We start from the raw sequence: 11556 nt of genomic DNA, 5'->3' as shown, positions 1-11556 counted from the left end.
CCGGTCGCTCGTCCGGCCTAGGATCGCGACCGTGAGCGACCTGCCGACCCCGATCCCCGCCGAGCTGGCCCGCCTGCGCGGCAGCATCGACAACATCGACGCCGCCCTGGTGTACCTGCTGGCGGAGCGGTTCAAGGCGACGCAGCAGGTGGGTGTGCTCAAGGCGACCACCGGGCTGCCTCCGTCGGACCCCGCGCGCGAGGAGCAGCAGGTGGCCCGGCTGCGCGAGCTGGCGCACACCGCCGACCTCGACCCCGTGTTCGCGGAGAAGTTCCTGGCCTTCATCGTCGAAGAGGTCATCCAGCACCACGAGGCGATCGCCCAGGGGCACGCGCAGCGCGACTGAGATTCGGGGTGGCGCCGCCAGCCGCAGGAGCGGAAGGTAGATGGGGTCAGCTCCGGCAGGGCCGCGGGGGTGAAGTGCACGTGCGGCCGCCGGGGATCTCGATCCCGGAGGGATGCCCATGGACCTGCACTGGCTCAAGCCGCTGCTCGGACGGCCGTCGCCGTTCACGACCGTCTACCTGGACGCGACACGCACCGGGACGAGCAACGACGCGGAGGTCGTCGACCGGTGGAAGCCCGTCAGGCGTTCCCTCGAGCGGGACGGCGCGTCGGCCTCGGTGCTCGACCAGATCGCCGAGCTGGTGACCGTCCCCACGGGAGTGCGCGGCCCGCACGGCCGGGTCGTGGTCGCGGACGCCGAGGGTGTCGTGATCGACCGGGTCCTGGCCGAGCCGCCGGCGCAGTCGCACGCGGTGTTCGGTCCGGCCCCGGCGTTGCTGCCCGCCGTGCGCGCGGCGGACGAGACCGTCACGTACCTGCTGGTCGAGGTGGACCGCACCGGCGCGGACCTCACCTGGGCCGCGGGGGGCACCGTCCGCACCGCGGGGGGTGCGGAGACCGAGACCGTCGAGGGCGGGCACGACGCGGTGCGCAAGACGCGCGCTCCCGGGATCGAGCGGCGCAACCAGACGCGTGCGGAGGACTCCTGGGAGCGCAACGCCGAGGCGGTCGCCGCGGTGCTCGACAAGCGGGTCGCGGAGCGGAGCCCGGACCTCGTGATCGTCACCGGGGACGTCCGCGAGGTGAAGCTGGTGTGCGAGGCGCTCGGCCAGCAGGCACGCGAGCTCACGGTCGAGGTCCAGGGCGGGTCCCGCGGGGAAGGTGTCAACCAGGGCGCCTTCGACGCGCGGGTGGGCGAGGCGCTCGAGCAGTTCCGTGCCCGGCGCCGCGAGGTGGTGCTGGACCGGTTCCGCGAGGCGCAGGGGCGTGGTGACGGTGCCGTGACCGCGCTGGACGACGTCATCGAGGTGCTGCGACGGGGCCAGGTCCTCGAGCTCGTGCTGCACGTCGACGGGCAGACCGCCGGGATCGTCGACCGGACGCTGTGGGTCGGTCCCGAGCCGCTGCAGCTGGCGACCAGCCGGGGCGACCTCGAGTCGATCGGCGTGAGCGAGGCCCGGGAGATGGAGGCCAACGTCGCGCTCGTCCGTGCTGCGCTCGGTCAGGACGCCGGCGTGACGTTCGCGGAGAACGGCACGGTCGACCTCGTCGACGGGATCGGGGCGGTGCTGCGCTGGTCCGACGACTCGACCCCGAGCGAGGCGGTCCCCACCCAGTCGGCGGACCAGGCCCGCCTCCGCACGGTGGTGTAGCCGCCCCGCCGAGCAGAGACGCTGCGTCCGCACTCCTGCGGGGTCGAACCTGCCGGAGTGCGGACGTCGCGCGCGGTCGGTCGCGACGTCCGCACTCCTGAGGGGTCGGACCCGTCGGAGTGCGGACGTCGCGGTGGTCAGTCGCCGCGGGTGTCGGTGTAGAGGGCGTCGATGTCCGACGCGAAGTCCTTGAGGATCAGGGCGCGCTTCACCTTCAGGGACGGGGTCAGGTAGCCGTTCGCCTCGGTGAAGTCCGTGGTCAGCACGCGCAGCTTGCGGATGGACTCCGCGCGGGAGACGGCCTCGTTGGCGCGGTCCGCGGCGCGGTCCAGGGCCTCGAGGACCGTGGGGTCGGTCGCGGCCTCGTCGAGGGACATGGCCGGGAGGCCGTGGTTGGAGAGCCAGCCCGGGAGCATGTCGGCGTCGAGCGTGACGAGCGCGCCGATGAACGGTCGCTGGTCGCCGACCACCACGACCTGGCTGACGAGCGGGTGACCGCGCAGGCGGTCCTCGAGCACGGCGGGGGCGACGTTCTTGCCGCCCGCGGTGACGATGATCTCCTTGGTCCGGCCGGTGATCCGCAGGTAGCCGTCGTCGTCGAGCGTGCCGACGTCACCGGTGCGGAACCAGCCGTCGACGAGGGCCTCCGCGGTCGCCTCGGCGTCGTGCCGGTAGCCCCGGAACACGTGCGGGCCGGAGACGAAGACCTGGCCGTCGTCGTCGACCCGCAGGGCCGTCCCGGGGAACGCCGGGCCGACGGTCCCGATCTTGGTGAGGCCGGGGCGGTTCACCGCGGTCGGCGCGGTGGTCTCGGTGAGGCCGTACCCCTCGAGCACCTCGACGCCGATGCCGCGGTAGAAGTGCCCGAGCCGCTCGCCCAGCGGGGCGCCCCCGGAGATCGCGTACTGCGCGCGGCCACCCAGCGCGGCGCGGAGCCTGCCGTGGACCAGGCGTCCCGCCAGCGCGTGCCGGGTACGGAGCGCCGCGCCGGGACCGGAGCCGTCGAGCGCGCGGGAGTAGTCCTCAGCCGCCTTCGCGGCCCACCGGAAGAGCCGGAGCCTCGTGCCCGAGCCCGCCTTCTGCTCGGCCGAGTTGTAGACCTTCTCGAACACGCGGGGCACGGCCAGGATGAAGGTCGGCCGGAACGCGGCGAGGTCGTCGAGCAGGTGCTTGGCGTCGGGCGTGTGGCCCAGGACCGCGCCGGACGGCACGCAGAGCACCTGGATGAACCGCGCGAACACGTGCGCGAGCGGCATGAACAGCAGGGTCCGGGAGTCGGGCCGCGCGCACACGTCGCCGAGGCCCGCCACGCCGTTGCGCGTCAGCTCGACGAAGTTGCCGTGCGTGAGCTCGACGCCCTTCGGGCGGCCGGTGGTGCCGGACGTGTAGATGATCGTCGCCAGGTCGTCGGCCCGCGCGAGCGCGCTGCGGCGGGCGATCTCCGCGTCGGCCACGTCGCTCCCCGCGGCGACGAGCGCGTCGACGGCGCCGTCGTCCAGCACCAGCACGTCCGCCAGACCGGGCAGGTCGTCGCGGACCTGGGCGACGACCGCGGCGTGCTTGGCGGTCTCGACCACGGCGAGACGGACCCCGGCGTCCGCGGCGATCCAGCGGACCTGCTCCGCGGACGACGTCTCGTAGACCGGCACACCGAGGGCCCCGGCCGCCCAGCACGCGAAGTCGAGCAGGGTCCACTCGTAGCGCGTGCGGGACATGATCGCGACACGGTCGCCGGGCTCGACGCCGCGTGCGACCAGGCCCTTGGCCACGGCGGTCACCTCCGCCACGAACGCGGACACCGTCACCGGCGCCCACGCGCCGTCGACGAGCCGCTCGGCGAACACCCCGTCCGGGTCCCGTGCGAGCCGGTCCGAGAGCAGCCCCGGGATGCTCGCGGACGGGTCCGGCTCGACCAGGGCGTCCGACCGGAACTCGCGCACGTCAGGCCTTCGGCGCCGGCGGGACCAGGACGGCGTCGCGCGCGACGCACGCCTCGCCGTCGCCGTCGACCAGGGTGAGCGTGCCGGTGACCCGGCCGGCGGACCGGATGTCGCCCAGCGCCGACTCGACGCCCGGTCGCATGGCGGCGGGCACGACCAGCTCGGCGGCCGTGATCTCGGTGCGCAGCGGCAGCTTGGCCTCGGACTTCACCTTGCGCAGCGCGGCGAGGGCCGAGCCCGCGGCGGCGACCACGCCGGGGTCCGCGGACGTGCGCAGCGGCTCGGGGGTGGGCCACGGGGCGCGGTGCACCGACCCCTCGCGCCACCACGACCAGACCTCCTCCGTGGCGAACGGCAGCACGGGCGCGAACAGGCGCAGGAGCACGTCGAGCGCGATCGCGAGTGCGGCACGGGCCGACGCGGTCTCCGCGGACGGCTCGCCGTAGGCGCGGTCCTTGACCAGCTCCAGGTAGTCGTCGCAGAACGTCCAGAAGAACGTCTCGGACAGCTCGAGCGCGCGGGTGTGGTCGTACGCCTCCAGCGCCGCCGTGGCCTTCTCCACGACGTCCGCGAGACCGGCCAGCATGGCGCGGTCGATCTCGGAGGTGACGAGCGCGGGGTCCAGCGAGAGCGGCTCGTCGGCGGCACCGAACGAGAGCGCGAACTTGGAGGCGTTGAGCACCTTGATGGCGAGGCGGCGGCCGATCTTCATCTGCCCGACCTCGAACGCCGCGTCCGTGCCCAGGCGCGCCGAGGCGGCCCAGTACCGGACGGCGTCGGAGCCGTGCTCCTCGAGCAGGCCCATCGGCGTCACGACGTTGCCCTTGGACTTCGACATCTTCTTGCGGTCGGGGTCGAGGATCCAGCCGCTGATCGCGGCCGACGACCACGGCAGCGAGCCGTGCTCGAGGTGCGAGCGGACCACCGTGGAGAACAGCCAGGTGCGGATGATGTCCTGCCCCTGGGGGCGCAGGTCCATGGGGAACACGCGGCTGAACAGGTCGGGGTCCGTGCGCCAGCCGCCGACGATCTGCGGGGTCAGCGAGCTGGTGGCCCAGGTGTCCATGATGTCGGGGTCCGCGACGAAGCCGCCGGGCACGCCGCGCTGGTCGGCGGTGTAGCCCGCCGGCACGTCGGAGGACGGGTCGATGGGCAGCTGGTCTTCGGTCGGCAGCAGCGGGGCGTCGTGCTGCGGCTCGCCGTCCTGGTCCAGCGGGTACCAGACCGGGAACGGCACGCCGAAGAACCGCTGCCGCGAGACCAGCCAGTCGCCGTTGAGGCCGCTGACCCAGTTCTCGTAGCGGACCTTCATGAAGTCGGGGTTGAAGCCCAGCTCCGCGCCGCGCGCCAGCAGCGCCTCGCGCAGGGCCTCGTCGCGACCGCCGTTGCGGATGTACCACTGGCGGCTGGTGACGATCTCGAGCGGCTTGTCGCCCTTCTCGTAGAAGTTCGCCTTGCGCTGCGTGGTCACCGGCTCGCCGTCGAGGTCGCCCGTCTCGCGCAGCCCGGCGACGACCGCCTCGCGGGCCGAGAACGTGGTCTTGCCGGCCAGCTCCTCGTAGCGGGCGCGCGCGCCGTCCGAGGCGAGCCACTCGGGCGTCTCGCGCAGGATGCGGCCGTCGCGGCCCACCACGGAGCGCGTCGGCAGCTGCAGCTCGCGCCACCACTGCACGTCGGTGAGGTCACCGAACGTGCAGCACATCGCGATGCCGGCGCCCTTGTCGGGCTCGGCCAGCGGGTGCGCCAGGACGGGGATCTCGACGTCGAACAGCGGCGAGCGGACGGTGGTGCCGAACAGGTGCTGGTAGCGCTCGTCGTCGGGGTGCGCGATGAGCGCGACGCAGGCGGGGAGCAGCTCGGGACGGGTGGTCTCGATGTAGACCGGGCCCTCCGAACCGTGGAACGCGACCCGGTGGAACGCACCCGGGTAGTCGCGGGCCTCGAGCTCGGCCTGCGCGACCGCCGTCTGGAACGTCACGTCCCACAGGCCCGGCGCCTCGGCCTGGTACGCCTCGCCGCGCGCGAGGTTGCGCAGGAACGCCTGCTGCGCCACGGCGCGGGACTCCGCGGACACGGTCTGGTAGGTCCGCGACCAGTCCACGGACAGGCCGAGCCGGCGCCAGAGCGCCTCGAACAGCCGCTCGTCCTCGACGGTCAGGCGCTCGCAGAGCTCGACGAAGTTCTTCCGGCTCACCGGCACCTGCGGACCCGACTTGCCCTCGCCGCCCTCGAACGGCGGCGTGAACGCGTCCTCGTAGGGCAGGGACGGGTCGCAGCGCACGCCGTAGTAGTTCTGCACGCGACGCTCGGTGGGCAGGCCGTTGTCGTCCCAGCCCATCGGGTAGAAGACCTCGCGGCCGCGCATGCGCTGGAACCGGGCGACCACGTCGGTGTGCGTGTACGAGAACACGTGGCCCACGTGCAGCGAGCCGGACACCGTCGGGGGAGGCGTGTCGATCGAGTAGACCTGCTCGCGCGTGGCCGTGCGGTCGAAGCCGTACAGGTCCTGCGCGGTCCACGCCTCGTCCCAGCGGGTCTCGACACCGTCGAGGGAGACCCGGTCCGGTACCTGCCGCGTGCCCGTGGTGGTCAGGGGGGCGGCGGGCGTGTTCGGGGACTCAGAGCTCATGGGTCGACATCTTCCCAGATCGGCGGGCGTCGAGGCTCCGTCGACGATCAGACGAACACTCGGTGAACGGCGCGTCCAGGACGCGGCTCGCCGGACGCCGGGTGGCAGGATCGCCAGTCGCCGGGTCGTGAGCGCATGATCGGGAGCACACGACCGGACGGGGAGGCTGGCGATGACGGCCGAGGGGTTCCTCCGTGCCGACCTCGCGCCCGCCCCGCGCACGCTCCTGGACGTCCTGGAGGCGACCGCGTCGGCGCACGGCGACGCCCCCGCGCTCGATGACGGCAGCTCGGTCCTGACGTATCGCGAGCTCCTCGCGGCGGTCGGCGTGGCCGCCGCCGGCCTGGCGGGTGCGGGCATCGGCCCCGGTGACCGGGTGGGCGTTCGCATCCCGTCGGGGACCGCCGAGCTGTACACGGCGATCCTCGCGGTGCTCGCCGCAGGCGCCGCGTACGTGCCCGTGGACGTCGACGACCCCGACGAGCGCGCGCAGACCGTCTTCCGGGAGGCCGGGGTGGCCCGGGTGCTCACCGAGGGCGACCTCGCCGGCCTGCGGCGCAGTGCCGAGCCGCGCCGGCCCACGGTCGACGACGACGCCTGGATCATCTTCACGTCGGGGTCCACCGGCGCCCCCAAGGGGGTCGCGGTCACGCACCGGTCGGCCGCGGCGTTCGTCGACGCGGAGGCCCGGCTGTTCCTGCAGCGGTCTCCGCTCGGCCCGGGCGACCGGGTGCTGGCCGGCCTGTCCGTGGCGTTCGACGCCAGCTGCGAGGAGATGTGGCTCGCGTGGGGCCACGGCGCCTGCCTGGTCCCGGCGCCCCGTGCGCTGGTCCGCACCGGCATGGACCTCGGCCCGTGGCTGGTGGCCCAGGGCATCACCGTCATCTCGACCGTCCCGACGCTCGCCGGCCTGTGGCGGGCCGAGGAGCTGGCCGGTGTCCGGCTGCTGATCTTCGGCGGCGAGGCGTGCCCGCCGGAGCTGGTCGCGCGGCTGGTGGGGGACGGGCGCGAGGTCTGGAACACGTACGGACCCACGGAGGCGACCGTCGTCGCGTGCGCGGCGCTGCTCACCGGTGACGGGTCCGTGCGGATCGGGCACGCCCTCGACGGGTGGGACCTCGCGGTCGTCGCGCCCGACGGGTCGCCGGTCGAGGAGGGTGGACTGGGCGAGCTGATCATCGGCGGCGTGGGTCTGGCGCGGTACCTCGACCCGGCCAAGGATGCCGAGAAGTACGCGCCCGCCGACGGGCTCGGCTGGGAGCGGGCGTACCGCAGCGGTGACCTCGTCCGGTACGAGCCCGCGGGGCTGGTCTTCGTCGGGCGCGCCGACGACCAGGTCAAGGTCGGCGGCCGGCGCATCGAGCTGGGGGAGGTGGACTCGGCGCTGCTCGGTCTGCCCGGCGTGGCGGGGGCCGCGGCTGCGGTGCGACGGACCCCGGCGGGCACGTCGGTGCTCGTCGGCTACCTGGTGCCCGAGCCGGGGGTCGAGCTGGACCTCGCCGACGCCCGGCACCGCCTCACCGGCACCCTGCCTGCGGCACTGGTCCCGCTGCTCGCCCCCGTGGCGTCGATCCCCACCCGCGGGTCCGGCAAGGTCGACCGCGACGCGCTGCCGTGGCCGCTCGAACGCGCCGACCAGGAGTCGGCACCGGCCGTCGGGCTGAGTCCCACGGGTGAGTGGGTGGCCGAGCGGTGGACCGCCGCGCTCGGCGTCGCCGTGACGGGTCCGCGCGACGACTTCTTCGCCTCCGGCGGCGGGAGCCTGGTCGCGGCGCAGCTGGTGAGCGCCCTGCGCGCGCGGTTCCCGACCGTGACCGTCGCCGACGTCTACGAGTACCCGCGGATCGGGGACCTGGCGCGGCGGCTCGACGAGTTCGAGCCGACGGTCGCCGCCGAGGTGCGGGTCGTCGCACCGACGCCCGTACGGGCGCAGGCGGTCCAGACCGTGCTCGCGCTCCCGCTCGCCGCGCTCGTGGGCCTGCGGTGGCTGACGTGGCTGCTGGCCGCCGACGCGGTGCTCGTCGCGACGACCGGGGCCGCGTGGGTGCCCGTCGTGCCGGGCGTCTGGTGGTGGGTGGCGCTCGGGTGGCTGGTGCTCATCAGCCCGTTGGGCCGTATGGGGACGACCGTGCTCGTCGCGCGGACGCTGCTCCGTGGCCTGGCGCCCGGCCGGTACCCGCGCGGCGGGTCCGTGCACCTGCGCCTGTGGTTCACGGAGTCCTGGGCCGCCGCCGCGGGGGCCGAGAACCTGTCCTGCGCGCCCTGGACCGCGCAGTACGCGCGGGCGCTCGGCGCGACGATCGGCCGCGACGTCGACCTGCACGCGCTGCCGCCCGTGACCGGGATGCTCACGCTCGGCAACGGGTGCGCGGTCGAGCCGGAGGTCGACCTGCGCGGGCACTGGCTCGACGGGGACGTCCTGCGCGTGGGCCGCGTCCGGATCGACAAGCGCGCGACCGTGGGGACGCGCAGCACGCTCGCACCGGGCACCCGCGTGGGCGCCTGGGCCGAGGTCGCGCCCGGGTCCGCGGTGCTCGACTCCGTGCCGCCGGGCGAGCTCTGGGTGGGGTCGCCCGCGGTGTTCGACGGGCCGGCGCGCCGGCACTGGCCGCGCGACAAGGCGCCCCGCGGCCGGCGCTGGGTGGCCGCGTACGGTGCGACGGCCGCGGCGCTCGCGGCGCTGCCGGTGGTCGCCGCGGCGTGCGGTCTGGTGGTGGTCGGGGTCGGGCTGCGGGACGCGACGACGTGGTCGGAGGCGGCACTGGACGCGCTGCGGGCCGTCCCGCTCGCCGCGGTCACGATGGTCGTCGTCCTCGCCGTGGTCACGCTCGTGTCGGTGCGTCTGCTCGGCCTGGGGTTCCGCGAGGGGTACCACGCGGTGCGCAGCCGGGCGGGCTGGCAGGTGTGGGCGACGCTGCGCCTCATGGACGACGCCCGCACGACCCTGTTCCCGCTCTACTCGAGCATGGCGACGCCCGCGTGGCTGCGGGCGCTCGGGGCGGACATCGGCAAGGACGTGGAGGCGTCGACGGCCCTCATGCTGCCGACGCTGACCACCGTGGGCGACGGGGCGTTCCTCGCCGACGACACCCTCATCGGCTCGTACGAGCTCGGGCACGGCTGGCTCCGCGTCGAGCGCAGCAAGGTGGGCAAGCGGGCGTTCCTCGGCAACTCGGGGATGATCGCGCCCGGCCGCGCGGTGCCCAAGCGCGGCCTCGTCGCCGTGCTGTCGGCCACGCCCGAGGACGCGCGGGCCGGCACCAGCTGGCTCGGGTCGCCGCCGGTCCGGCTCCGTCGGGTGCCGGGGGAGGCCGACGACGCCCGCACCTTCGCGCCGCCGACCCGGCTACGGGTCGCCCGAGCCCTGGTCGAGCTGTGCCGGATCGTGCCGGTGATGTGCACGTTCGGCCTCGGCGTGGCGGTCCTCCTGGTCCTGCAGGCGGCGCTCGGACGGTGGGGGCTCGGGACCGCCGCGGCCCTGTCGCCGGTGGTCGTGCTGGCCGCCGCCGGTGTCGCGTGCGCCGTGGCCACGGCGGCCAAGTGGCTCCTCGTCGGCCGCCTGCGGACCGGGGACCACCCGCTGTGGAGCTCGTTCGTCTGGCGCAACGAGCTGGCCGACACGTTCCTGGAGGTCGTCGCGGTGCCGTGGCTCGGGCCGGCCACCGTCGGGTCGCCGGCGCTCACGGTGTGGCTGCGGACGCTCGGCGCCCGCATCGGCCGCGGGGTCTGGTGCGAGACGTACTGGCTACCCGAGGCCGACCTGGTGACCCTCGGCGACGCCGCCACGGTCAACCGCGGGTGCGTGCTGCAGACGCACGTGTTCCATGATCGGGTCATGAGCATGGACACGGTGGAGCTGAGGCGCGGCGCCAGCCTGGGCCCGCACGGGGTCGTGCTGCCGGCGGCGAGCCTCGACGACGGCGCCCGCGTCGGCCCCGCGTCGCTCGTGCTGCGCGGCGACACCATCCCCGCCGGGTCCCGCTGGACCGGCAACCCGGTGTCCCCGGCGTGACGCAGCCGCCGGAGGACCCCTACCTGCCCGGCCGCCCTGCGGGCGGGCTCGACGTCGACCGGTACGAGCTCGAGCTGGACTACCGCGTGGCCACCAACCGGCTCGATGCCCGGGCGGTCGTCCACGCGCGGGCCACCCGCACGCTCGACCGGGTGTCGCTGTCCCTGCAGGGGGTGCGGGCCGGCCACGTCCTCGTCGACGGCCGGCGACCCGAGCGGTGGGTCCATCGCGACGGCCGGATCACCATCCGGCTGGGACGCGAGGTGCTGGCGGGCACGAGCCTGGCGATCGAGGTGCGCTACGGCGGGCAGCCGCACCCCGCGCGCGGACCGTGGGGCGAGGTCGGCTGGGAGGAGCTCGAGGACGGGCTGATCGTGGCCGGCCAGCCCGACGGTGCACCCACCTGGTTCCCGTGCCACGACAGCCCCGCCGACAAGGCGGCCTTCACCTTCACGGTCACCGCGGAGGCCGGCTACGAGGTGCTCGCCAACGGCCGGCTGGTCTCCCGCACGCCGCGAGCCGGACGCGTTCGCTGGGTGTACGACCAGCCGGAGCCGATGGCGCCCTACCTCGCGACGCTGCAGATCGGGCGCTACCAGCGCCTCGTGCACGGCACCCAGCTGCTCGCGCCCCCGCGTCTGCTGGCCGCGGCCGAGCACGACCTCGCTCGTCAGCCGGCGATGATGGCGCTCTTCGAGGAGCTGTTCGGCCCCTATCCGTTCGCCGCCGGGTACACCGTCGTCGTCACCGACGACGTCCTCGAGATCCCGCTGGAGGCCCAGGGTCTCGCGGTGTTCGGGGCGAACCACATGGACGGCCGACGCGGGTCGGAACGGCTGGTCGCCCACGAGCTCGCGCACCAGTGGTTCGGGAACAGCCTGACGGTCGGCAGCTGGCGGGACATCTGGCTGCACGAGGGCTTCGCCTGCTACGCGGAGTGGCTGTGGTCGGAGCGGTCGGGCGGGTGGACGGCGGACCGGCACGCGCGCTCGACCCGGACCCGGCTGGCGGGTCTGCCGCAGGACCTGCTCGTCGGCGACCCCGGGCCGGCCGGCATGTTCGACGACAGGCTCTACAAGCGCGGTGCGCTCACCCTGCACGCCCTGCGGCTGACCGTGGGCGACGACGTGTTCGTCGAGCTCCTGCGCACATGGACCGCCCGGTACCGGCACGGGACCGTCAGCACGGAGCTCTTCGTCGCCTGCGCGTCGGAGGTGGCGGGCCGTTCGCTCGCGCTGCTCGTCGAGGACTGGGTCTACCGGGCTGCGCTGCCGGAGCTCCCGGGATCATCCGGCACGGTCCCGCGGTTAGGGTGAT

The 11556-nt window shown here is 74.6% G+C and carries 6 protein-coding genes; 4 read left to right on the top strand and 2 right to left on the bottom strand.

Going from position 1 to position 11556, the window contains the following annotated elements; genetic code table 11:
• The first annotated feature begins 31 nt into the window (after positions 1 to 31).
• Both CXY01_RS06645 and CXY01_RS06640 read left to right on the top strand, forming a co-directional pair.
• A complete protein-coding gene (locus CXY01_RS06645) occupies positions 32 to 346 on the top strand; it encodes a chorismate mutase (protein WP_146926312.1) in 315 nt (104 codons plus the stop codon).
• Between the two features lie 118 nt (positions 347 to 464).
• Entirely contained in the window at positions 465 to 1658 is a 1194-nt protein-coding gene (locus tag CXY01_RS06640) for a baeRF2 domain-containing protein (RefSeq protein WP_146926311.1), read from the top strand.
• Positions 1659 to 1795: 137 nt separating this feature from the next.
• Here CXY01_RS06640 and CXY01_RS06635 read toward each other — a convergent pair whose 3' ends face one another.
• Together CXY01_RS06635 and valS are read right to left on the bottom strand one after the other, a co-directional pair.
• Positions 1796 to 3598, bottom strand: coding sequence for an AMP-dependent synthetase/ligase (locus CXY01_RS06635; RefSeq protein WP_146926310.1), 1803 nt, complete (start codon positions 3596 to 3598; stop codon positions 1796 to 1798).
• Between the two features lies 1 nt (position 3599).
• Positions 3600 to 6227, bottom strand: coding sequence for a valine--tRNA ligase (gene valS / locus CXY01_RS06630; RefSeq protein ID WP_146926309.1), 2628 nt, complete (start codon positions 6225 to 6227; stop codon positions 3600 to 3602).
• 172 nt (positions 6228 to 6399) lie between these two features.
• Between valS and CXY01_RS06625 the strand changes: the two genes are divergently transcribed.
• Together CXY01_RS06625 and CXY01_RS06620 are read left to right on the top strand one after the other, a co-directional pair.
• Entirely contained in the window at positions 6400 to 10239 is a 3840-nt protein-coding gene (locus CXY01_RS06625) for a Pls/PosA family non-ribosomal peptide synthetase (RefSeq protein WP_146926308.1), read from the top strand.
• Positions 10236 to 11555, top strand: a complete 1320-nt coding sequence (locus tag CXY01_RS06620; RefSeq protein WP_222594500.1) for a M1 family metallopeptidase — start codon at positions 10236 to 10238, stop codon at positions 11553 to 11555. Before CXY01_RS06625 ends, CXY01_RS06620 begins: the two co-directional genes overlap by 4 nt.
• Position 11556: the final 1 nt, after the last annotated feature.

The sequence above is a fragment of the Cellulomonas xylanilytica genome (assembly GCF_007989805.1).
Lineage (GTDB): Bacteria > Actinomycetota > Actinomycetes > Actinomycetales > Cellulomonadaceae > Cellulomonas > Cellulomonas xylanilytica.
The sequence above is the reverse complement of the archived record's forward strand: the minus strand, read 5'-3'. Positions and strand labels throughout refer to the sequence as shown.

Coding starts and splice junctions, on each gene's coding strand:
- CXY01_RS06640 (WP_146926311.1), top strand. CDS start 465: ATGGACCTGCACTGGCTCAAGCCGCTGCTCGGACGGCCGTCGCCGTTC.
- valS (WP_146926309.1), bottom strand. CDS start 6,227: ATGAGCTCTGAGTCCCCGAACACGCCCGCCGCCCCCCTGACCACCACG.
- CXY01_RS06625 (WP_146926308.1), top strand. CDS start 6,400: ATGACGGCCGAGGGGTTCCTCCGTGCCGACCTCGCGCCCGCCCCGCGC.